The organism is Streptomyces sp. OfavH-34-F (assembly GCF_022347745.1).
GTDB lineage: Bacteria > Actinomycetota > Actinomycetes > Streptomycetales > Streptomycetaceae > Streptomyces.
In genome coordinates this window covers 18823-40284 of record NZ_JAKRGC010000012.1, presented here as the reverse complement: position 1 = coordinate 40284, position 21462 = coordinate 18823, and the positions used below count along the sequence as shown (strand labels likewise).

Annotated in this window: 19 protein-coding genes and 1 tRNA gene; 12 read left to right on the top strand and 8 right to left on the bottom strand. The window is 72.4% G+C overall.

The genetic code is table 11. The features are described 5' to 3' along the window. Positions 1–60: 60 nt before the first annotated feature. Both MHW47_RS04550 and MHW47_RS04545 read right to left on the bottom strand, forming a co-directional pair. Positions 61–2589 carry an ABC transporter permease gene (locus tag MHW47_RS04550; protein ID WP_239221308.1) on the bottom strand — a complete coding sequence of 843 codons (2529 nt, stop codon included), beginning with the start codon at positions 2587–2589 and terminating at the stop codon, positions 61–63. Between the two features lie 79 nt (positions 2590–2668). Continuing rightward, positions 2669–3439, bottom strand: coding sequence for an ABC transporter ATP-binding protein (locus tag MHW47_RS04545; RefSeq protein WP_239221307.1), 771 nt, complete (start codon positions 3437–3439; stop codon positions 2669–2671). Positions 3440–3991: 552 nt separating this feature from the next. On the opposite strand from MHW47_RS04545, the gene MHW47_RS04540 reads away from it, so the two are divergent. Next, positions 3992–4077: transfer RNA gene (locus MHW47_RS04540), tRNA-Leu, on the top strand. Between the two features lie 187 nt (positions 4078–4264). Here MHW47_RS04540 and MHW47_RS04535 read toward each other — a convergent pair. Then, positions 4265–4966, bottom strand: a complete 702-nt coding sequence (locus tag MHW47_RS04535; protein ID WP_374230054.1) for a methyltransferase domain-containing protein — start codon at positions 4964–4966, stop codon at positions 4265–4267. A gap of 236 nt (positions 4967–5202) precedes the next feature. Between MHW47_RS04535 and MHW47_RS04530 the strand changes: the two genes are divergently transcribed. From MHW47_RS04530 to MHW47_RS04520, 3 genes are all read left to right on the top strand, one after another. Beyond that, entirely contained in the window at positions 5203–5565 is a 363-nt protein-coding gene (locus MHW47_RS04530; protein ID WP_239221305.1) for a DUF4259 domain-containing protein, read from the top strand. A gap of 102 nt (positions 5566–5667) precedes the next feature. Beyond that, entirely contained in the window at positions 5668–6540 is an 873-nt protein-coding gene (locus MHW47_RS04525) for a Bax inhibitor-1/YccA family protein (protein WP_239221304.1), read from the top strand. 86 nt (positions 6541–6626) lie between these two features. After that, positions 6627–6944 carry a hypothetical protein gene (locus tag MHW47_RS04520; RefSeq protein ID WP_239221303.1) on the top strand — a complete coding sequence of 106 codons (318 nt, stop codon included), beginning with the start codon at positions 6627–6629 and terminating at the stop codon, positions 6942–6944. Between the two features lie 61 nt (positions 6945–7005). Here the strand turns inward: MHW47_RS04520 and MHW47_RS04515 are convergent, their stop codons facing one another. The 3 genes from MHW47_RS04515 to MHW47_RS04505 all read right to left on the bottom strand — a co-directional run bounded on the left by MHW47_RS04515 (position 7006) and on the right by MHW47_RS04505 (position 10488). Continuing rightward, complete coding sequence (locus tag MHW47_RS04515) at positions 7006–7833, bottom strand: hypothetical protein (RefSeq protein WP_239221302.1); 828 nt, start codon at positions 7831–7833, stop codon at positions 7006–7008. Between the two features lie 246 nt (positions 7834–8079). After that, positions 8080–9300 carry an acetyl-CoA C-acetyltransferase gene (locus tag MHW47_RS04510; RefSeq protein ID WP_239221301.1) on the bottom strand — a complete coding sequence of 407 codons (1221 nt, stop codon included), beginning with the start codon at positions 9298–9300 and terminating at the stop codon, positions 8080–8082. A gap of 150 nt (positions 9301–9450) precedes the next feature. Beyond that, positions 9451–10488 (bottom strand): SGNH/GDSL hydrolase family protein, encoded by a 1038-nt coding sequence (locus MHW47_RS04505; protein ID WP_239221323.1) that lies wholly within the window; start codon positions 10486–10488, stop codon positions 9451–9453. A gap of 164 nt (positions 10489–10652) precedes the next feature. Here MHW47_RS04505 and MHW47_RS04500 point away from each other — a divergent pair, with 164 nt between their 5' ends. Continuing rightward, positions 10653–12059, top strand: a complete 1407-nt coding sequence (locus MHW47_RS04500; protein ID WP_239221300.1) for a cystathionine beta-synthase — start codon at positions 10653–10655, stop codon at positions 12057–12059. 296 nt (positions 12060–12355) lie between these two features. Here MHW47_RS04500 and MHW47_RS04495 read toward each other — a convergent pair whose 3' ends face one another. After that, entirely contained in the window at positions 12356–12781 is a 426-nt protein-coding gene (locus tag MHW47_RS04495) for a hypothetical protein (RefSeq protein WP_239221299.1), read from the bottom strand. A gap of 145 nt (positions 12782–12926) precedes the next feature. Between MHW47_RS04495 and MHW47_RS04490 the strand changes: the two genes are divergently transcribed. Beyond that, positions 12927–13895 carry a DMT family transporter gene (locus MHW47_RS04490; RefSeq protein ID WP_374230053.1) on the top strand — a complete coding sequence of 323 codons (969 nt, stop codon included), beginning with the start codon at positions 12927–12929 and terminating at the stop codon, positions 13893–13895. Positions 13896–13970: 75 nt separating this feature from the next. Here the strand turns inward: MHW47_RS04490 and MHW47_RS04485 are convergent, their stop codons facing one another. Further along, the gene (locus MHW47_RS04485) at positions 13971–14756 is read right to left on the bottom strand and encodes a LuxR C-terminal-related transcriptional regulator (protein ID WP_239221297.1); all 786 of its coding nucleotides are present in this window, start codon (positions 14754–14756) and stop codon (positions 13971–13973) included. A gap of 227 nt (positions 14757–14983) precedes the next feature. Between MHW47_RS04485 and MHW47_RS04480 the strand changes: the two genes are divergently transcribed. From MHW47_RS04480 to MHW47_RS04455, 6 genes are all read left to right on the top strand, one after another. Next, positions 14984–15220 carry a hypothetical protein gene (locus MHW47_RS04480; RefSeq protein WP_239221296.1) on the top strand — a complete coding sequence of 79 codons (237 nt, stop codon included), beginning with the start codon at positions 14984–14986 and terminating at the stop codon, positions 15218–15220. Then, positions 15217–16008 (top strand): thioesterase II family protein, encoded by a 792-nt coding sequence (locus MHW47_RS04475; RefSeq protein WP_239221295.1) that lies wholly within the window; start codon positions 15217–15219, stop codon positions 16006–16008. Before MHW47_RS04480 ends, MHW47_RS04475 begins: the two co-directional genes overlap by 4 nt. Positions 16009–16121: 113 nt before the next feature. Beyond that, complete coding sequence (locus MHW47_RS04470; protein WP_239221294.1) at positions 16122–16991, top strand: isocitrate lyase/phosphoenolpyruvate mutase family protein; 870 nt, start codon at positions 16122–16124, stop codon at positions 16989–16991. Next, positions 16988–17950: a 3-oxoacyl-ACP synthase gene (locus MHW47_RS04465; protein ID WP_239221293.1), complete on the top strand. Its 963-nt coding sequence runs from the start codon at positions 16988–16990 to the stop codon at positions 17948–17950. The genes MHW47_RS04470 and MHW47_RS04465 overlap by 4 nt, the downstream gene beginning before the upstream one ends. Continuing rightward, on the top strand, positions 17947–20160 hold the full coding sequence (locus MHW47_RS04460; RefSeq protein ID WP_239221292.1) for an iron-containing redox enzyme family protein: 2214 nt from the start codon (positions 17947–17949) through the stop codon (positions 20158–20160). Before MHW47_RS04465 ends, MHW47_RS04460 begins: the two co-directional genes overlap by 4 nt. 23 nt (positions 20161–20183) lie before the next feature. After that, positions 20184–21392: an acyl-CoA dehydrogenase family protein gene (locus MHW47_RS04455; RefSeq protein ID WP_239221291.1), complete on the top strand. Its 1209-nt coding sequence runs from the start codon at positions 20184–20186 to the stop codon at positions 21390–21392. Positions 21393–21462: the final 70 nt, after the last annotated feature.

Sequence of the window (21462 nt, the reverse complement as noted above, 5' to 3'; positions counted from 1 at the left end):
CGCGCGAGGGGCCGGTGTCCGCACACCGCGGACACCGGCCCCTTCCCCGTACGGGCGCGCCTACTCGGTCTTGATGGCCGTCAGCATGTTCAGCCGGGCGGCGCTGCGGGCCGGCCACAGGGCGGCGAGGACGCCCACCGAGCCCGCCAGCAGCAGGAAGACCGCGATCCGGCCCCACGGCAGCACCAGGACGTACCCCGGGATCTCCTTGGCCACGGTCTGGCCGATCGCCCAGCCGAGGAACAGCCCGAGCCCGATGCCGACCACCGCGCCGAACAGCGAGATCACCACCGCCTCCAGCCGGATCATCCGCTTGACCCGCCGCCGGTCCAGGCCGATCGCCCGCAGCATGCCGATCTCCTGCTGGCGCTCGAACACCGACATGGCCAGGGTGTTGACGACCCCGAGCACCGCGATGATCAGGGCCATGCCGAGCAGGCCGTACATGATGTTCATCGCGAGGTTGACACTGCCGCCGAACAGGTCCCGGATGTCCTGGCGGTCCATGACGCTCATGCCCGGGTTGCCGCCCAGCGCGTCCACCAGGGCCTGCTCGTTGGCCGCGCTGGCACCGCCCTCCGTCTTGACCCAGATCTCCTGGATGTCGCCCTTGCCCTCGTGCGGGGCGATGACCGAGCGGGGGACGAGGACCGGCGAGAGGAACTCGTTGTCCTTGTAGAGGGCGCCGACCTTGAGCGTGCCCTTCTTCTCGTCGTGGAACGTGACCGCGACGGTGTCACCGGGCTTCCAGCCCCGCGACTTCGCGGTCTTCTCCGCGACGGCGATCTCGCCCTTCTCCAGCGAGTCCAGCGAACCGGCGACGGTGTCGAGGGCGAGCACCTGCTGCACGTCGCCCGGGGTGACCCCGGAGGCGGAGACCCCGCCGTCGCCGATCGACAGCCAGACGGCCTGCTGGGGCGAGACGGCGGTGACGCCCTTGGCCTTCTCCAGCGCGGTCAGCGCGGACTCGTCGAGCGAGTCGCCGCTGGCCATGGAGACCATGTAGTCGGCCTTGATGTTGTCCGTCGTCACCTTGTCGACCGCGTGGCCGAGGGTGACGCCGAGCACCGAGATGCCGGTGACCAGGGTGAGGCCGATCGCCAGCGCGGAGGCGGTGGCACCGGTACGCCGGGGGTTGCGGACCGCGTTCTGCGCGGCCAGCTTGCCGGACACCCCGAACAGCCGCAGCAGCAGCGGGCGCACCAGGGCGATCACCGGGCGGGACAGCAGCGGGATCAGGATGATGACGCCGATCAGCGCGAGGAACGTGCCGCCGGCGACGAGCAGCTGCCCGTTCGACCCGGCCGCCACCGCGCCGCCGATGATCCCCGCCGCACCGAGCAGCGTGACGATCCCGCCGATGGTGTTGCGCAGCACGAGCGACTTGACCGTGGCCACCGCGTGCGCGCTGCTCATCGCGGCGACGGGCGGGATCTTCGCGGCCCGGCGGGCGGGCAGCCAGGCGGCCAGCACGGTGATCAGGACGCCGACCGCGAAGGCGGTGACGACGGTGAGCGGGGCGACGACCAGCGGGCCGGCCGGGATCTTGCCGCCGAGCAGGCTCATCGCGGAGCGCAGGGCGACCGCCAGGCCGAGGCCCAGCGCGAAGCCGACGACGGAGGCGACGAGGCCGACCACGGCCGCCTCCAGGACCACCGAGCGCTTGACCTGGCGGCGGGAGGCGCCGACGGCGCGCAGCAGGGCCAGCTCCTTGGTGCGCTGGGCGACCAGCATCGTGAAGGTGTTGGCGATCAGGAAGACGCCGACGAAGAGGGCGACCCCGGCGAACGAGAGGAGCACCTTGCTGAGCGTGCTGAGGCTCTTCTCGATCTCCTCGGCCTGCTCGTCGGCGCGGTCCGCGCCGGTCCTGGCGCTCGCGCCCTCCGGCAGCAGCGGCTTCACGGCGGCCAGCAGCGCCCGGTCGGACGCGCCGCGCTCGGCGGCGACGGAGGCGTCCTTGAACTCGCCGGGGCGCAGGAACAGCTTCTGGGCGACGGGGGTGTCGAACAGGACGAGGCTGCCGCCGGCGTTGACCGCGCCGTCCTCGGTGGTGAAGATCCCGGTCAGGGTGTATTCCTTCACCGGCCCGTTGGTGGCGACGCGCACGGTGTCGCCGACCTCGTACTCGCCCTTCTTCGCGGTGTCCCGGTCCAGCGCGACGCCGCCGGGCTCCACCGGGCCCTTGCCCGCGGTGAAGTCGTACGCCGGGTCCTGGCCGTCGCCGCCGGGGGCGAAGTTGGCGCCGGTGTTGGACCAGCCGTTGCCGATGAGCTTGCCGTCCGGGTCGGCGACGCCGGCGAAGCCGTCCACCCGGCCGGTCGCCGAGGCGACGCCGTCCAGGGCGCGGATCTTCTTCAGGGTGGCCTCGTCGATGGCGCGGGTGTCCTCGTCGCGCGGGTCGGCGTAGGTGGTGACGGCGACGGCGATGTCGTCGTAGCTCTTGGCCGACTGGTTGCGGAAGGCGTTGCCGAGGGTGTCGGTGAAGACCAGGGTGCCGGAGACGAAGGCCACGCCGAGTGTCACGGCGAGGATCGTCATCAGCAGTCTGGCCTTGTGCGCGAGCACGTTGCGCAGGGCGGTTCGGAACATGTCTGTCAGTCCTGGGAGTCTGCCGGTCCCGGGAGGGCCGGGCCGGAGCAAGGGGTACGAGGCGCGGGCGGGGGCCGGCTCAGCTGGTGCGGCCCTTGGCGTCGAACGCCTTCATCCGGTCGAGCACCCCGTCGGCGGTGGGGTGGATCATCTGGTCCACGATCGACCCGTCCGCCAGGAAGATGACGCGGTCCGCGTAGGAGGCGGCGACCGGGTCGTGGGTCACCATCACCACGGTCTGGCCCAGTTCGCGCACGGAGTTGCGGAGGAAGCCGAGGACCTCGGCGCCGGAGCGCGAGTCGAGGTTGCCGGTCGGCTCGTCGCCGAAGATGATCTCGGGCCGCGAGGCCAGCGCGCGGGCCACCGCGACGCGCTGCTGCTGGCCGCCGGAGAGTTCGGTGGGGCGGTGCTTGAGCCGGTCGGACAGGCCCACCATCTCGATGACCCGGCGCAGCCACTCCTGGTCGGGCTTGCGGCCCGCGATGTCCATGGGGAGCGTGATGTTCTCCAGGGCGGTGAGCGTCGGCAGCAGGTTGAACGCCTGGAAGATGAAGCCGATCTTGTCCCGGCGGAGCTGGGTGAGCTGCTTGTCCTTGAGGGAGCCGAGTTCCGTCTCGCCGATGCGCACCGAACCGCTGCTGAAGCTGTCCAGGCCGGCCACGCAGTGCATCAGCGTGGACTTGCCGGAGCCGGACGGGCCCATGATCGCGGTGAACTCGCCCTGCGGGAAGTCCACGGTGACCCGGTCGAGGGCGGTCACGCGGGTCTCGCCCTCGCCGTAGACCTTCGACAGTTCCGTGGCGCGGGCGGCCACCGCGGTGGCGCGGTGAGCGGTGGACATGGTGGTCACGGCAGACTCCAGGGTGGGGTGGACGGGTACGGGAGAGCCCGCCCGGCGGCCCGCCGCGAGGGCGTGGCTCCGGGCCGGGGGTACCGCTCCATCGTCTCCGCCGGACGGCCGCGGGGCGTCAATCCCCGTGCCCGTTCCCGGGGCCCTCTTGAGTCGCACGATCGGGCCCCCGGCGTCCTCCTCGGGTATGACATCCACCGCCCGCGTAAGCCGGCGGAGGGGCCCCGGACACCCCGTCCGCCCTCACGACGCGCCCGGTTCCGGGCCGCGTGGGCGACCGCGCCGAGCTCTAGAATCAGCCACCGGGTGGCGCGCCCCTGGCGATCGGTGGCGCGCCCCTGGCGAATCTGCTGTGTCGGTGCGGCGACTTTCCGTCAATTCGGCTGGCACCCCGGTACTGCCGCCACTTCGCCCGGGCATGTGGGTATGCCTCCCATGTGCGCTGACGGGGACTCAAGAGATCGATAAATAAGACAACATCGAGCCACTGTTCGGCGGATCGCGCCGAGCCCCCCGGATAGGGTCATGTGCCAACGCGGAGCCGCGCGCCAAGCCCGGATGGTGGAATGCAGACACGGCGAGCTTAAACCTCGCTGCCCCTCGGGGGCGTACCGGTTCGAGTCCGGTTCCGGGCACCACCGCGCCCCCGGCGTCTCACCCGCAAGCACGCCCGGATCGCCGTGTCCCTCTCTTGTGTCCCGGTGCGCCGCAGGTACACCAGCTCTCTGCCGTCGGCTCATGGCCTACGTGGTGCCGCGAAGCGGCGAGCGGGCGGACGCATGGTTCACCGACGAGCCGTCCGCCCGGTCTTCGGCGAGCGCGACGTCAGGTCCGCAGGGGAAGGCGCTCGCCTGTGATGAGGAGGGTGGCCGCGGGCCGGGGGCCTTCGCCGGCAGGCAACGTCGTGACCCGAATCGACGTGAAGCCGGCTTCGTCCAGGGCCTTCGTCCAGACCTGCTCCCGCAGGACCCACCGGCGCATGGTCGCGGCCTCACCGTCCGGGGTCTTCGCCGGTACGTCGGCCGCAGTGAAGTCCGGCTGTGCGGGGGCGCCGGTCAGGTAGTGGGCGAGGGTGGAGAAGACCAGCCTGCCGCCCGGCCGCAGAGCACCGGCGGCGGCCGGGAGCAGCGCGTGGGGATCGGTGAAGTCCACGGCCCCGAAGACGCTGTACAGCACGTCGTAGGCGCCCGGGTTCGCGCGGAGGTGGGCGACGACGTCCTGGTGGACGAGGCGTAGGCGTGGGGCGAGCGTGGCGTGGAGGGCGGTGGCCATGCTGTGCTGCGCGGGTGAGGCGTCCACCGCGTCGATGCGGTCCGGGGCGTGGTGCACGGCCAGGTGGGCGGCGTGGCGCGCGGCGCCGGAGCCGAGGTCCGCGAGTGTTCTGCCGGTGATGTCGCCGAGGACCTCCGCGCCCGGCCCGCTCGTCTGGTCCCAGGCCCAGTGAAAGCGGTCGGGGACGGCGTGATCCTGTTCGGCGCGTACGCGGCCGTAGTGGTGCCAGAGGTCTGTGGTCGTCACCCGGGCCATCCTGGCGGCACCACGAGCGGGCCGCCGCCGGTTCGGACGAATATCGCCCGGCGTGACTCGGGGGCCCGGCCCGTGGGCCCGGACCCCCGAGGACGAGGGGCGAAGGTCAGTGCGAGTCGTGGTACCCGCCGGAGTGTTCGCGGGCGGTCCCGCCGTGCCTCCGTCGTTCCCGGCGATGTCAGTGCCCCGTGCTGGGATGGTTCCGGCACTGGTGGTGACGAGGGGAGGGGGGTCTCGTGGGGACCTGGGGGGCGGGGAACTTCGACAGTGATACGGCGGCGGATCATCTGGCCGGGCTGGTGGAGCGGCTCGTGGGGGAGGTGGCCGAGGCGATGGCGGGCGATCCGGTGGGGATCGAGCCCGACGAGTACGACGGTGTGGCCGTGCCCTGCAACCTGGAGCTGCTGCTCCTGCTGTGCGAGCGCGGCTGGGTCGGGGTGACGCTGCCGGCGCCGGAGGTGATCCGGGGGTGGCGGGACGCGTACCTGGAGGTGTGGGAGCGGACCATCGACGACCTGGGCCCGGCGGAGGGGTACAAGGAGGAGCGGCGGGCGGTGCTGACCGCGACCTTCGACCGGCTGGCGGATGCTGCCGGGTGAGGAGGGCGGGGCGGAAAGATCCTCCTTCGGTACTGGACCGATTGCTTTGCCTACCCATTACTCTTGTGGCAAGGCCACGCTGGGTGGCCATGGAGGAGTGAGATGAGGAGCAGCAACCCGGTCTTCTCGCGACGGGGCTTCAGCCGCGACAACGGTTACGCGGGCTTCAACGCGGCGCCGCAGGCCGGGGCCCCCGCAGCGGGTGCCAACCCGTACGCGCAGGGCACCGCCCCGAACCCGTACGCGACGAACCCCTACGCCACCACGGGCGCCCCCGCGCCCGTCCGTACCGGCGCGATGTCCATCGACGACGTCGTCACGCGCACGGCGATGACGCTGGGCACGGTCGTGCTCGGTGCCGCGCTCGCCTGGGCGCTGCTGCCGGTCGACGAGGACAACCTCGGCAAGTCGTACGGCATCGCGATCGGCGCCGCGATCATCGCGTTCGTGCTGTCGCTGGTCCAGTCCTTCAAGCGCAAGCCCGTTCCCGCGCTGATCCTCGCGTACGCCGCCTTCGAGGGCGTGTTCCTCGGCGTCATCTCCAGCGCGGTCAGCACGTACATCGGGCCGGGCGTCGTGATGCAGGCGGTGATGGGCACCATGTGTGTCTTCGCCGGTGTGCTGCTCGCGTACAAGATGCGCTGGATCCGCGTCACCCGCCGGTTCTACGGCTTCGTGATGGCCGCCGCCATGGGCTTCATGCTCCTGATGGTCGTCAACCTGCTGTTCGCCGCCTTCGGTGGCGGTGACGGCCTCGGCTTCCGCAGCGGTGGTCTCGGCATCCTGTTCGGCGTCATCGGGATCATCCTCGGCGCCTGCTTCCTCGCCCTCGACTTCAAGCAGGTCGAGGACGGCATCGCGTACGGCGCTCCGCGCGAGGAGTCCTGGCTGGCCGCCTTCGGCCTGACCATGACCCTGGTCTGGATCTACCTGGAGATGCTGCGCCTGCTCTCCATCCTCAGCGGCGACGACTGATCGTCCCGCGCCCCGCACGGCAGCGGCCCGCGGTCTCCTTCCGGAGGCCGCGGGCCGCTTTCGTACGGGCGGGATAGGGTCGCGGGGTGCTCGATACGACTCCCCTGATCATCGCCGTGGACCGATTCGCCGACCGGCTGCGCGCCGCCCCGCAGAGCCGGCTCCAGCGGGGTGCGGCGGCCGCGGGGCTGGCCGCCGCGCGCGAGCTGTCGGCGCGGGCCCAGCGGGCGGAGGAGCCCGGCCGGGAGCCGCGGGTCATGCCGGACGCCGGGGTGTTCGCGGTCGGCGACCAGCTCGCCGTCGCCGGGCGGGACCTGGCCGTGGCACTGGAAAAGGCCCCGTCCACGGAGCTGGACGAGGCCGTGCGATACGTCGACGAGGCGGCCGCGCGGGCCTTCGGGTAGGGCGTACGGGGAGCGGCCGGCGAGGGCCGCTGCCGGGCGTGGGGGCCGGGTCCGGGGCGGCTCAGAAGCTCGCTATGACGCGGTCGGCCAGTATGTAGACGTTCTCCGTGCCGCAGGAGAACGTCAGCGCGTACGCGCCGGAGACGCCGGAGCCGCCCAGCAGCACCGGGTGCTCGCCGGCCCGCAGCGACGCGGCCAGGCGCTCCGCGGTCTCGCGGTGGCCGGGGGTCATGCACAGCGTGGTGCCGTCGGCGAACACGTAGACGTCGAGCGTGCCGAGCGGGCCGGGGCGCACGTCGGACAGCTCGGTACGGCTGTCCGCCAGCTCCTCCAGGCGGTTCACGGTGCGCTCGTGGTCGGTGACGACGGGCGTCTGGACCGGGACGAAGTCGGGGTGCGAGGGGTGGCGGCGGCGGGCCGCGGCCAGCTCGGGGGAGTCCTCGGGGAACTCGGCCGGCTCGTTCAGCCCGGCCAGTTCGGTCAGCTCGTCCACGGCCTCCACCGCTTCGAGGTCCATCGCGTCGAGACCGGCGAAGTCGCTCTGGCGCGGCATGAAGAACGGGGCGTCCTCGCCGAGCCCGGCCAGTCCGCCGAGCAGCGAGGGGGCGTCGGCGGCGTCCCGCGCCTCCTGCGAGGCCCAGAACGCGCGGGCCTCGGCCAGCTCCCGCTCCCGTTCCTCGGCGAGCGCCTCGGCGACCGCCGCGCGTATGTCCTCGGCGGAGGTGGTGTCGTGGCGGGTCTGCGGGGGTACAGCGGCTGTGACGGCGCGGTTCTCGGCCAGCTCCTCGCGGAGGGCGGACACCTGCCTGCGCAGCCCGTGAGCAGCGTGCAGAGCGGCGGCGCCCACGGCCGTGGCGGCGGCGGTGGTCAGCAACAGGGCAATAGGCATGGCGCTCACTGACATACTCCCGGTTTCAATCGATCCCCCGAGCTTCCTACATCAGCTTGTCCCCCGACGGCACCGGCTGTCAGTGCATTACGTCACGAAATGGACAGGTCTTTGGGCCCGGTGTATCCGTCGATTGCCAGTGTGACCTGCGAAAACGATTCTCCCCCAGGAGATACATCACATCCTGGGGGAGATTCGGTCACGGTCGGAGCTCGGCGGCCCCGGGGGACCGCCGGGCCGCCCTGATCAGCTCAGACGCTCGATGACCATCGCCATGCCCTGGCCGCCGCCGACGCACATGGTCTCCAGGCCGAACTGCTTGTCGTGGAACTGGAGGCTGTTGATCAGCGTGCCGGTGATCCGGGCGCCGGTCATGCCGAAGGGGTGGCCGACGGCGATGGCGCCACCGTTGACGTTGACCTTCTCCAGCGGCAGCCCGAGGTCGCGGTAGGAGGGGATGACCTGGGCGGCGAACGCCTCGTTGATCTCGGCGAGGTCGATGTCGCCGATGGTCAGCCCGGCCCGCCGGAGCGCCTGCTTGCTCGCCTCGACGGGGCCGTAGCCCATGATCTCGGGGGAGAGGCCCGAGACGCCGGTGGACACGATCCGGGCCAGCGGGGTCAGGCCCAGCTCGCGCGCCTTGGTGTCGGACATGATCACGAGCGCGGCGGCGCCGTCGTTGAGCGGGCAGCAGTTGGCCGCCGTGACCAGGCCGTCCGGGCGGAAGACCGGCTTCAGCCCCTGGACGCCCTCCAGCGTGACGCCCGCGCGCGGGCCGTCGTCCTTGGCCACGACGGTGCCGTCCGGCGTGGTCACCGGGGTGATCTCGCGCTCCCAGAACCCGTTCTTCAGGGCCTCCTCGGCGAGGTTCTGCGACCGTACGCCGAACTCGTCCATGTCCTGGCGGGTGACGCCCTTGAGCCGGGCCAGGTTCTCCGCGGTCTGGCCCATCGCGATGTACGCGTCAGGGAGCAGGCCGTCCTCGCGCGGGTCGTGCCAGCTCGCGCCGGACTCCTCGGCGCGGGCGGCGGTACGGGCCTCCGCCTCCGCGAAGACCGGGTTGTGCGTGTCCGGCAGGCTGTCCGAGTTGCCCTTGGTGAAGCGGGAGACCATCTCGACACCGGCCGAGATGAAGACGTCGCCCTCGCCGGCCTTGATGGCGTGCAGGGCCATGCGGCTCGTCTGGAGCGACGAGGAGCAGTAGCGGGTCACCGTGCAGCCGGGGAGGTGGTCCATCCCCATCTGCACGGCGATGATGCGGCCCAGGTTGTTCCCCTGCTCACCGCCGGGCAGCCCACAGCCCAGCATCAGGTCGTCGATGTCCTTCGGGTCCAGCTCGGGGACCTTGGCCAGCGCCGTCTTGATGATGGTGGCGGTCAGGTCGTCCGCGCGCAGGTCCTTCAGCGAACCCTTGAAGGCCCGGCCGATGGGCGAGCGGGCGGCAGAGACGATCACGGCTTCGGGCATCACGCGGCTCCATGAGGGCTGGACGGCTGTCTGGCACGACTGCTCTGGAAATTACCCGTACGTAGCGCGCGGGTCACCCGACGCGGCGTGTGATGAGGGCCTCTTTTCTAAGCGAGCGCTCAGTCACCCCGTCTCCGGCCGGGCGCCCGCTCACCGCCTCGGTTCCCCGCTGTGGTGGTCCGTCCGGGGCGCATCCCCGGCCTCCGCCCCCGCCTCCGGGTGCGGATGCGGCTCCGTGGCGGCGGGCAGGCGCCGCCGCCTGCGGTGCTTGAGCAGCGCCCAGGGCGCCCGGGCCCCGGTGACCTCCGTACCGGCCTCCTTGGCCGCCTGGGAGGCCGCCTTGGCCACCGGCAGCATGTTCTCGCGCCGTGTGCCGTCCAGCCGGTCCGACTCCGGCCACAGCCCCAGCGCCGCGCACAGCGTCGGCAGCACGGCCATGGCCGCGGTGGCGTAGCCCTCGGCGGACGGGTGGTAGTTGTCCGGGCCGAACAGTTCCCGGGGGTTCTCCGCGAACTCCGGGCCGAGCAGGTCGCCCAGCGACACCGTGCGCCCGCCCTGCTCCACCGCGCCGATCGTCTGCGCCGCCGCGAGCTGCCGGCTCACCCGCCGGGCCAGCCAGCGCAGCGGCTGGTACACCGGCTCGATCGTGCCCAGGTCCGGACAGGTGCCCACGACGACCTCGGCCCCGGCCGTCCGCAGCCGGCGCACCGCCGTCGTCAGGCAGCGCACCGACTGGGTCGCCGGCATCCGGTGCGTCACGTCGTTGGCGCCGATCATGATGACGCACACGTCCGGCGTCCGGGACGGGTCCGCGAGCAGCAGCGACACCTGCCGTTCCAGATCGTCCGACCGGGCACCCGGCAGGGCCACGTTGCGCAGGTCCACCGGCCGCTCCGACACCGCCGCGAGCCCGGAGGCCAGCAGCGCCCCCGGGGTCTGCCCGGCCCGCCGCACCCCCTGCCCGGCCGCCGTGGAGTCCCCGAGCAGCCCGAGCCGCAGCGGCTCCGCCGGGCCCGTGAACGCCACTCCGTACCGTCCGTCCGCGCTCGGCGGCACCGGGGCGATGCCGCCGCCCACCTGCCGCTTCGCCAGCTGGACCTCCGCCAGCAGGACACCCACCGCCGCGGCTCCCAGCAGCCCGATGCCGCCACCGCCGTAGGCCGCGCCCGCCGCGATCCGCCGTGCCACCCTCGCCGTCGACACAGTCCGGTCCACCTCCTCGTCGCACGTACCGCCGTAGAGCCGTACACACAGCTACCTGCCCGCTACCGGACGTTGTTCAATCGCGCCGCCCGATCCCGTGCTCCTGCGCATACGCTTGCCGGACCATCTCGGAGACCCCGGAGTACACGGTGCGATACCACGATTCGATGATCAGTCTCGTAGGCAATACCCCGCTGGTGAGGCTGCGCAGTGTCACGGCCGGCATCCAGGCGACGGTCCTGGCCAAGGTCGAGTACTTCAATCCCGGCGGGTCGGTCAAGGACCGCATCGCCCTGCGCATGATCGAGGCCGCCGAACAGAGCGGCGAGCTGAAGCCCGGCGGCACGATCGTCGAGCCGACGAGCGGCAACACGGGCGTCGGCCTGGCCATCGTCGCGCAGCAGAAGGGGTACAAGTGCGTCTTCGTCTGCCCGGACAAGGTGTCCACGGACAAGATCAACGTGCTGCGCGCCTACGGTGCCGAGGTCGTCGTCTGCCCCACGGCGGTCGACCCGGAGCACCCCGACTCGTACTACAACGTCTCCGACCGGCTGGTCCGTGAGACGCCGGGCGCCTGGAAGCCCGACCAGTACTCCAACCCGAACAATCCCCGGTCCCACTACGAGACCACCGGTCCCGAGCTGTGGGAGCAGACCGAGGGGAAGATCACCCACTTCGTGGCGGGCGTCGGGACCGGCGGCACGATCAGCGGCACCGGGCGCTACCTCAAGGAGGTCAGCGGCGGCGCGGTGAAGGTCGTCGGCGCCGACCCGGAAGGCTCGGTCTACTCGGGCGGCTCCGGCCGGCCCTACCTCGTCGAGGGCGTCGGCGAGGACTTCTGGCCCTCGGCGTACGACCGCGAGGTCACCGACGAGATCGTCGCCGTGTCCGACAAGGACTCCTTCCAGATGACCCGCCGGCTCGCCAAGGAGGAGGGGCTGCTCGTCGGCGGCTCCTGCGGCATGGCGGTCGTGGGTGCCCTGGAGGTCGCCCGGCGGCTCGGCCCGGACGACGTGGTCGTCGTGCTGCTCCCGGACAGCGGGCGCGGCTACCTCTCGAAGATCTTCAACGACGAGTGGATGGCCGACTACGGCTTCCTGGAGGACACCGGCCCCTCGGCGCGGGTCGCGGACGTGCTGGACCACAAGGCGGGCCCGATCCCCACCCTCGTCCACATGCACCCGGAGGAGACGGTCGGCGAGGCGATCGACGTCCTGCGCGAGTACGGCGTCTCGCAGATGCCGATCGTGAAGCCGGGCGCGGGCCACCCGGACGTGATGGCCGCCGAGATCATCGGCTCGGTGGTGGAACGGGAGCTGCTGAACGCGCTGTTCGCCCAGCGCGCCTCGCTCACCGACCCGCTGGAGAAGCACATGTCCGCGCCGCTGCCGCAGGTCGGCTCCGGCGAGCCGGTCGAGGACCTGATGGCGGTGCTCGGCGGCGACGGCGCGGCGGACGCGGCGATCGTGCTGGTGGAGGGCAAGCCGAAGGGCGTCGTCAGCCGGCAGGACCTGCTCGCCTTCCTGGCGAAGGACGCCCCGGCCGCGGGGAAGTAGCGGCCTCGGCCGCGGGGAAGTAGCGGCCCCGCGTTTCGTCCGAACGGTACGCGCGCGTCACGTCGTCGCAGCACCGGCTTAACACGGCTGGGGCACAGTGGTGGGTGTCGGCGGGGGAGACCCCGCCGGCACCGGCCGGCGACAACGGACTACGGAGCGGCTCCCGGACCTCCACCGTCGCCCGGACGCGTTCTTCCGGTTCTGACCCGGTCCGCGTCCCGCGCGGGGACCGCCGCCGTCCCGACCTCCGGGCGACCGGGGGTGCGGCGGTCCCCGCGACAACCCCCGCGCGCGGCTCAGTCCTCCCAGTCGGAGGCCGCGCGCCGCTCCTCGCGGCCGCGGAACAGCCGCCGGCCGTGGCCGGTCTGGAACATGTTGACGCCGACGATGCCCAGCCAGGCCACGACGAGCCCGCCGATGCCCGCGTTCGCGACGCCGATCGCGGAGAGCGGGACGGCCAGCACCAGGGAGACGATGCCGAAGCCGAAGCGTTCGCCGAAGCTGCCGTTCGGATGGTCGGGGGTCCGGCCGCCGCGGGCGGCGGCGGTGCGCTCCTCGGCGAGATGGCGCCGGACCCTGCGGTCGAGCGTGGCGTCGAGCCGCTGCTCCACCTTCTCCAGGAACGATTCGACGAGCGCGGAGTCGTAGTCGGCCCCCAGCTCGCCACGGGCTTGCAGAGTCGCCTTGAGCTCCTTGTCGAGCTCGGTGTCGGTTGCGTCCATGGTGGTTACGGTACGAACGAGCGGCGCCCGCGTCAGTGGGGCTAACCCCCCTGTTCCAGCCGGACGCGGGCTTCCGGCCGTGCACCGCTCGGTACGCTTTCCGGCGACCCATCGTGGGGAAACGAGCTGAGGCGAGGTCGCACCGATGAACTCATTATCTGCAGGTTCCGGAATGGATCGGCGGGCGATTGCGGCCGCATCGGTCACGGTGGTTCTCTGGGCCTCCGCATTCGTGTCCATTCGTGCGTCCGCCGACTATTTCGAACCCGGGGCACTGGCGCTGGGACGCCTGGTGACGGGTTCCGTGGCGCTCGTCTGCCTGCTGCTGCTGAAAGGCGGGGGAGTACCGCCCCGCAAGGCCTGGCCGGGAATCGCCGGATCGGGTGTGCTCTGGTTCGGCGTCTACATGGTCGTGCTCAATTGGGGCGAGCAACTGGTGGACGCGGGAACGGCGTCCATGGTCGTCAACGTGGGGCCGATGGTCGTCGCGCTGCTCGGCGGCTGGTTCCTGAAGGAGGGTTTCCCGCCCCTGCTGCTGGCGGGCATGGCCGTCTCGTTCGCCGGCGCGGTCGTCGTCGGTTTCTCGTCCTCCTCCGGTGGCTCGTCCTCGCTCCTGGGGATCGGGCTCTGCCTGCTGGCCGCCGTGGCGTACGGGGCCGGCGTGGTGCTGCAGAAGCCCGCGCTGCGGCACGGGACGCCGATGCAGGTGACGACGTACGGCTGTGTGATCGGCGCCGTGGCCTGCCTGCCGTTCTCCGGGCAGCTGGTGTCGGACCTCGGCGACGCGCCGCTGTCGGCCACGCTCAACATGGTGTACCTGGGGCTGTTCCCGACCGCGCTGGCCTTCACCACCTGGGCGTACGCGCTGTCGCGGACCACCGCCGGGAAGATGGGGGCCACCACCTACGCGGTGCCCGCCGTGGTCATCCTCATCTCCTGGATCGCCCTGGACGAGGTGCCGGGCTGGGTCACGCTCCTCGGCGGCGCCATCTGCCTGAGCGGGGTCGCGGTCTCCCGGATGCGCGGCTTCCGCAGGGGCGGCCCCGCGACCACCGTCGCACCGGCGCCCGAGCCGGGGACGGCCCCGGAGGCGACCCCGGAGACGGCCGGCTGAGCGCGCGCGGGCGGGGGCGGCGGGCCCCCGCCGCAGTGCCCCGTACCGTCCGCGCCCGGTTCTCGCCGGGCCCGTTCAGACGATGAGCGTGGTCTCGTTCCGGCCGAGTTCGTAGCCGAGCTGGATTCTGGTGTGCGCGCCCAGGTCCTGCTTCATCGCCGCGATGTGCCCTTGCAGCGACCGCTCGCTGATGCCGAGACGGCGCGCGATCTGCTTGTCCGGATAGCCCGCCACGAGCAGTTTCCTGATCGCCTTGCGGAGTGACGGGATGACCTGTTCGGCCGCCTTCGCGGCATTGGTGGAAAGGAACGGGAAGGGATTCGCCCGGTCCCAGGAACGCTCGAACGTTCCTTTGAGAAACCGCACGACGGCGGGCTCCCTGATGGCCACCGCGTGCGTGCGGTTCTCATTCGCCGAGACGAATGCGACGCTTTCGTCGATGATGATCAGCCGGTCGTGGAATTCGTCCAGGGTGCGCACCCGCGCCCCGTAGTCCGACACCGTGCGCACGTAATTCTTGGTCGCCTCGTCGAATCGCGTCGTGTGCTGGTAGAGCGTGCGCATCGCGACGCCTCCCGCCAGCCGGCGGCGCACGGATTCCAGCGCCTGGTCCAGGACCGGGCCGGGGCGCGGTCCGTCCGGCTGCGCGGTCAGGATCTCCTCGCGGGCGCCGGCGAGCGCCTCGTCGATGGCGGCGTTGATGGCGTCCAGCCCGTGGTGGTGGCGGATGAGGGGGTCCGGGACGGCCGGTGCCTCCGGTGCGGCGGCCGGGCTGTCCGCGACCAGCCGGGACAGCGCCTCCAGATGCTCGGACATGAGCTGCTGCACATCGCTCGGCCCATCCGGGACTTTGTGCTCCATATCCGCTCCCTCACTGGGTGACCCACCGGCTCGACCGACCGATATCTACCTCTGTGCGGCTTATAGATCCCTCGGCTTTCCGCACTGCGGGACTCTGAGCCATCTCGGAACTTGAGACTAGACCGAGGCGCACGTGAGAGTGGTCGAGGATGATCACAGCGGTCACCCATCACCTTGCTGAACGGCTCCGGGGCTCACATCCCCGACGCTTTGGGAGGCCTGACGCCATGTTGGCAAACCTTTCCGTACTCAGCGCGAACCGCTCCACCGCTCGTTTAGTCACCGCCGTCCTCACGACCACGCTGGCCGCCGCCGCGTTCGCGGTGCCCCTGGCCGGACCGGACACCACCCACCGCGCGGCCGGTGAGGTGAGCGTCCTGGCCGACGTCGGCTGGAACCTGTCCGACGTCGGCTGGAACTCCCCGGCCCCGAACCCCACTTCACCGGGGCGGTCGGTCCTGTGAGTTCCTCGCCCTGGTTCACGACCGACCGGCCGGCCACCGGCCCGGAACCCGCCGCCCGGGTCTACTGCTTCCCGCACGCGGGCGGCAACCCGCGCTCCTTCCTCGGCTGGCAGCCGGACCTCGACGACGTGGCCGAGATCGCCGGGTTCTGCCCGCCGGGACGCGGTCACCGCTACCGGGAGCCCGCCCTCACCGACGTCGCCGCACTCGCCGACGCCGTGGCGCGGGAGATCGCCGCCACCACCGACCGGCCCTTCCTCCTCTTCGGGCACAGCTTCGGCGCGGTGCTGGCCTTCGAGGTCGCACGCCGCCTCGGCCCGCTGCCCCACTTCCGCCATCTGGTCGCCTCCGGCTGCTCGGCCCCCGCGCTGCTGCCCACCCGGCGCGTCGTGGAGACCGCCCGGCTGGAGGGCCGGGAGTTCACCGAGGCCGTCGGCTTCTTCGGCGGGCTCCCGCCCGAGGTCGTGGCCGACGAGTCCCTGCAGGAACTCCTCCTGCCCCACCTGCGCGCCGACTTCCGCATGGTCGCCGAGTACGCCTACCGGCCGGCCGGGCCGCTGCCCGTACCGGTGACGCTGATCAACGGCACGGACGACCCGCACGTCGACGAGGCCGCGCTGCGGGCCTGGGACCGGGAATGCCCGAGGCCACCGGCCCGGCACCGGCTGGCCGGCGGTCACTTCTACTTCGATGGCAGCTCCCGATCCGTCACCGACATCCTCAGGTCGCTCCTGCCCGAAGCGCCCGCTGTCGGGCAGCCTGGCGGCTGGCACGTCGAACTCATCTGACCTGCCCGACCCGTCCGTACCGAGGGCCTGATCCGCCGGACACGCCCGAGCGTCCCTGAGGAACTTCTGCCATGACTCTGCCCGTCCCTCCTTCAGTCCGACTCGAGAATCCCTTGAGCGCCGCCGACCAGCGGGCCCGCGGCCTGGCCTTCCGCAGGCTCCACGAGGGCCCCGAGCCCTTCGTCGTCCCCAACCCGTGGGACGCCGGAACCACCCGGCTGCTGACCGGACTCGGCTTCGCCGCGCTCGCCACCACCGGCGCCGGACTGGCCTACGCGCTGGGCCTGCCGGACGGCGCGAACCGGGTGGACCGGCAGGCGGTCCTCGCCAACGCCGCGCAGATCGTCGCGGCGACCCATCTGCCGGTCTCCGCCGACCTGGAGAGCGGCTTCGGCGACAAGCCCGAGGACGTCGCCGAGACCATCCGGCTCGCCGCCGGGGCCGGCCTCGTCGGCGGCTCGGTCGAGGACTCCACGGGCCGGGCGGACGACCCCGTACGCCCCCTGGAGGAGGCGGTGGAACGCGTGGCCGCGGCCGTCGCCGCCGCCCGCGCACTCGACTTCCCCTTCACCGTGACCGCCCGCGCCGAGAACTTCTTCCAGGGCCGCGCCGACCTGCCCGACACCATCCGCCGGCTGCGGGCGTACGAGGAGGCGGGCGCCGACGTCCTGTACGCGCCGGGCCTCCCGGACGCCGACGCGGTCCGCGCGGTGTGCGCGGCCGTCGGACGACCGGTCAACGTCCTGATGGGCTCGCCCGCCCTCCCGCTGTCCCTGGCGGACCTGGGCGCGCTCGGCGTGCGGCGCGTCAGCGTCGGCTCGGCGATGGCCCGGGCGGCGCTCGGCGCGGTCGCCCGCGCCGCCGGGGAGATCCGCGCCCACGGGACCTTCGGCTTCGGGGCCGACGCCCTGCCCTACCCCGACGCCAACGCGACCATGACCACCGGCCCGGCCGGCCGGTCAGGAGGTGATCCCGCACCATGAACGCCTTACCCGTCCATCTCTCCGCCCCCCGCTACGTCCTCGGCGAGCACCCGGCCGACCACACGTCGATCGCGAACCTGACCGCCCGCGCCCAGGAACTGCGCATGCCGCCCAAGGCCGCGCTGTGGGGCTGGGGCACCGTCCACCGCACCGCCGAGGACCTGGAGACGCTGGCCGTGCGGAGCGGCCGGGCCACGCTCGCCGCCGCCGGGACCGGACCCGAACAGGTCGACGCCCTCGTCCTGTGCTCGACCCGGTTCCCCGGCGGCCCGCACACCCACGGCGGCTTCGTCCGGACCGTCATGACCGGCCTCGGCCTCGGGGACGCCGCCTTCACCGGCATCACCCTGAACCGCTGCACCAACCTCCTCACCGGCATCCGCACGGCCCAGGCCATGGTGGCCGCCGGGCAGTACCGCACGGTCCTGGTCGTCACCACCGACCGGGTCACCGACGAGGCGGAACGCATGGAGAACTTCGCCCTGTTCAGCGACGGCTCCGCCGCCTGCCTGGTGAGCGACCGGCCGCACGGCGACGACCGGTACGAGATCCTCGGCGGGGCCGCCGCCCAGGACCCGCCCTCCCTCGACTGGTCCCACGAGATCAGCTCGGACCTGGCCCGGGTGGTCAACGACCGTACGCTGACACCGCTCGGACTGACCCCGGGAGACCTGGACGGGGTGCTCCACCCCAACCTCTTCAAACCGGTCGTCGTACTGAAGGAGCGCCAGGCCGGGTTCACGGCCGCGCAGCTCTACCTCGACAACATCCCCCGCGTCGGGCACTGCTTCGCGGCCGACCCCCTGATCAACCTCGTGGACCGCGCCGGGGCGGGGCAGCTGCGCGACGGCGGCCACTACCTCCTCGCGTCGAGCGTGCCGGGCGTACGCGTCGGCGTACTCCTGCGCAAGCCGCCCGCCGCCCCGCCCGAGAGCGACGAAACCACGGAGTCCCGATGACCGCGCACCCCGGATTCACCCTGCCCGACGCCACCACCTCCCTGCCCCGCGACGGCTTCCGGTTCAGCCCGGACGCCGCGAAGGAGGCCGACGGCGTCCTCGACGCCGGAGCGGCCGGCCTGTTCCGGCAACTCCTCGGCGACCAGGAGAGCGAGACCACCCTGCTCGTCGCCCGCCGGGTCCTGCACGCCTTCCTGCCCACCGGCGAGGCCGACCCCGGCACCGACGCCGACGCCCTCGCCGACCGCGTCCGGCGCACCCGCGACGAACTGGCACCGCTGCTCACCGCGGTGCGCGCACGCGACCCGCACACCTACCGGCTCGCCCTGCGCCAGCGCGCCCCCCTGACACTGCTCGCCGGCTGCTGGCTGGAGAGCGTCTCGCAGACCGCCACCCAGCCCGCGATCGTCGTCAACAGCCTCTTCGGGCACTACTTCCGGCTCCAGGGCGAGGGCACGCCGGAGCGCGGACTGCTCGCCCGGCGGCGCCGCGCCCTCGCCGGACTCGACGTCCACCTGCCCGCGATCGAGACCGTCGACTTCCTCAAGGAGACCGAGGCGCGCCCGCTGACCGTGCTGCACGCCTCCTTCCACCTCGCGCTCTCCCGGCTGCCCGCGTCCTTCCTGCCCGAAGTGGTGGGCGTGTACTACGCGATGACCGCGCTCGGCGCCGACGACCTGCTGCTGGGCACCGACACCGCCTTCCCGGCCGAGGAGGACGCCCGCGCCGTCCTCGCCGAATACCTCGCGCTGACCGCCGGCTCGCCCACCGGCGAACGGGACCGCCGGCGGCTGGCCGGCGCCGTCGCCCTGGTGCTGCGCCTGGAGCGGGAGCACGCCGCCCTCCTGCGCGAACTGGCCGACTGGCACGACGGCCTCTCCCTGGACGCCCAGGTCGGACGGATCGTCGCCCGGCACGCCCCGTACGCCGGCCGCCAGCACCGCGGGGTGCGGCTCGGCGACCGGAAACTGTCGGACTGGCTGGACGACGAGAACCTGGACGTGGCGGCCTTCGTCGCCCAATTCCGCGAGGCCCGGCAGCTCAGGCCCGCCCGCGAGGGGGTGTGCCGGTTCCTGCGGTCCATCAAGTTCGGCGGCCCGATGTTCGGCATCTTCGACGAGCACGAGGCGGGCGTCTTCACCCGCTGGGCCGAGGCCGTCGCGGCCGGCGAACCGGCGGACCTCGACTTCCGGCCGAACACCGCGGGCGACGACCGGGCCGCCGCCTGGACCGCCGCCCTGTGCGCCGCCGACCCGGACGACACGCTGCTCACCGAGGCGCCCGCGGACCTGGACGACCGGCAGCTGTTCCACCGCGTCGTCAACTACGAGCGGTTCCCGCACATCCTGGCGACCGCGCGGGCCCGCGCCGAGGCCGGACTCGCCGACGCGGAACTGCTGTTCACGCACGGCTCCGGCGGCACCCTCACCGACGCCGCCTACTTCGACTACACCCCCGAGGCCCTGATGGCACGGGTCGACGCCATCTACTGGGACAAGCTGGTCGACCCGTACCGGCCGCTCACCGAGATCCCCGACCGCGAGACGGTGATCTTCGGCCAGACCACCTTCGCCCTCGGCAGCCTGATCGACGGCACCTGGGCCCAGCGCATCGGCAACCTCGGCCGCAACCACCGGCAGAGCGACCACATGCTCTTCTCCATCTACGCCGACGAGATGGGCCGCGGCGACCTCGACAAGAATCACATCACCCTCATCCACCAGGTGCTGGCCAGCATGGACATCCACCTGCCGCACATCCGCCAGGACGCCTTCCTGGACCAGGGCGACCTGCCGGACGGGCTCTACGGCTTCTCCGTCCACCAGATGTGCCTGTCGCTGTTCCCCGACTCCCTCTACAACGAGATCCTCGGCTACAACCTGGGCATCGAGATGTTCGGGCTCGGCGCGATGCGCCTGCACGAGATACAGAAGCTGCGCCGCCACAACCTCGACGTGAGCTACGAGCAGGCGCACCTGTCCATCGACAACTTCTCCGCCGGGCACGCCCGCCAGTCGGCCGACATCATCGTCGCCTTCCTCGACGGCGTCCGCCGCGACTCCGGCGAGGAGGCCGTCCAGCGCGAGTGGCGCCGCGTCTGGCGCGGCTACGCCTCCTTCGCGTACTTCGTCGAACACCAGCTGGTCGGCCGGGTCCTCGCCGCGCAGGCCGCCGCCCCCGCCGACGGCGACGCCGGCCTCCTCATCTGACGCCTCCCCAACGGAGAAGCCCCGTGGAACTCACCAGCGCCTACGACCCGGACATCCTCGCCCTCCCCTTCTACGAAGACCGCCACCGCCGTCTCGCGGACACCGTCGGCACCTGGTGCGACGCCCGCGCCCCCCAGTGGAAGGACGTCCACCGGGAGGACCCGGAGAAGGCCGGGCGGCGCCTGGTGCGGCTGCTCGGCGACGAGGGCCGGCTCGCCTTCCTCGACCCGGCCGCCGGCGCCGGCGAGGGGGACGGCGACCTGCGGAGCGTCTGCCTGACGCGCGAGGCGCTCGCCTACGCCGAGGACCTGGCCGACTTCGCGTTCTCCATCCAGACCCTCGCCGCCACGCCGGTCATCCGGTACGGCAGCCAGGAGCAGAAGGAGCGCTACCTGCCCGGCATGGCGCGGGGCACGCTCATCGGCGCCTTCGCGGTCTCCGAACCCGAGGCCGGTTCGGACCTCGCCTCGATCGCCCTGCGGGCCGAGCGCGACGAGAACGGCGGCTACGTCCTGCACGGCGAGAAGGCGTGGATCGCGCACGCCGGCATCGCGGACCTGTACGTCGTCGTCGCCCGCACCGGCGAGGGCCCCGGCCCGCTCGGGCTCACCGCCTTCCTCGTCCCGGCCGCCACCGAGGGGCTCCGGGCCGGCGAACGGCTGGACGCGATCGCCCCGCGCGCCTTCGCCCCTCTCGCCTTCGACCACTGCCGACTGCCCGCCGACGCGGTCCTGGGCAGGCCGGGCAAGGGCTTCGTCATCGCCATGGACCTGCTGGAGCGGGCCCGGATGACGGTCGGCGCCGCCGCCCTCGGCTTCGCCCGCCGCGCCGCCGACACCGCGCTGGCCCACGCCCGCACCCGCCGGATCGGCACCCAGAAGCTGATCGACCTCCAGCTCACCAAGGCGGCCCTGGCCGACATGGACGTACGCCTCAACGCCGCCGCGCTCCTGGTGGCGCGGGCCGGCTGGGAGGCCGACCGCGGCAGCAGGCGCTTCGCCCGGCACTCCGGCATCGCCAAGCTGTACGCCACCGAGGAGGCCCAGCGGGTGATCGACTCCGCCGTCCAGCTCCTCGGCGCGGCCGGGGTGGCCGGGGACGGCGTCACCCAGCGCCTCTACCGGCAGATCCGCGCCCTGCGGATCTACGAGGGGACGTCGGAGGTCATGCGGCTGACGATCGCGGGCACGCTCGACGCCCGGCGTGCCGCCCTCCCCGCCCGCTACCTCTGACGCATTCTGCCCTCGGTGATCCCACCGCCCCGCACCCCCGGGGCCACCGCGACGCCGGACATCCAGCAAG

Excerpts from the sequence above, each read along its gene's own strand:
- MHW47_RS04510 (WP_239221301.1), bottom strand. The coding sequence starts at position 9,300 with ATGCCCGAAGCCGTGATCGTCTCTGCCGCCCGCTCGCCCATCGGCCGG.
- MHW47_RS04515 (WP_239221302.1), bottom strand. The coding sequence starts at position 7,833 with ATGCCTATTGCCCTGTTGCTGACCACCGCCGCCGCCACGGCCGTGGGC.
- MHW47_RS04465 (WP_239221293.1), top strand. The coding sequence starts at position 16,988 with ATGAACGCCTTACCCGTCCATCTCTCCGCCCCCCGCTACGTCCTCGGC.
- MHW47_RS04460 (WP_239221292.1), top strand. The coding sequence starts at position 17,947 with ATGACCGCGCACCCCGGATTCACCCTGCCCGACGCCACCACCTCCCTG.
- MHW47_RS04550 (WP_239221308.1), bottom strand. The coding sequence starts at position 2,589 with ATGTTCCGAACCGCCCTGCGCAACGTGCTCGCGCACAAGGCCAGACTG.
- MHW47_RS04490 (WP_374230053.1), top strand. The coding sequence starts at position 12,927 with ATGAACTCATTATCTGCAGGTTCCGGAATGGATCGGCGGGCGATTGCG.
- MHW47_RS04525 (WP_239221304.1), top strand. The coding sequence starts at position 5,668 with ATGAGGAGCAGCAACCCGGTCTTCTCGCGACGGGGCTTCAGCCGCGAC.
- MHW47_RS04535 (WP_374230054.1), bottom strand. The coding sequence starts at position 4,966 with ATGGCCCGGGTGACGACCACAGACCTCTGGCACCACTACGGCCGCGTA.
- MHW47_RS04485 (WP_239221297.1), bottom strand. The coding sequence starts at position 14,756 with ATGGAGCACAAAGTCCCGGATGGGCCGAGCGATGTGCAGCAGCTCATG.
- MHW47_RS04495 (WP_239221299.1), bottom strand. The coding sequence starts at position 12,781 with ATGGACGCAACCGACACCGAGCTCGACAAGGAGCTCAAGGCGACTCTG.
- MHW47_RS04480 (WP_239221296.1), top strand. The coding sequence starts at position 14,984 with ATGTTGGCAAACCTTTCCGTACTCAGCGCGAACCGCTCCACCGCTCGT.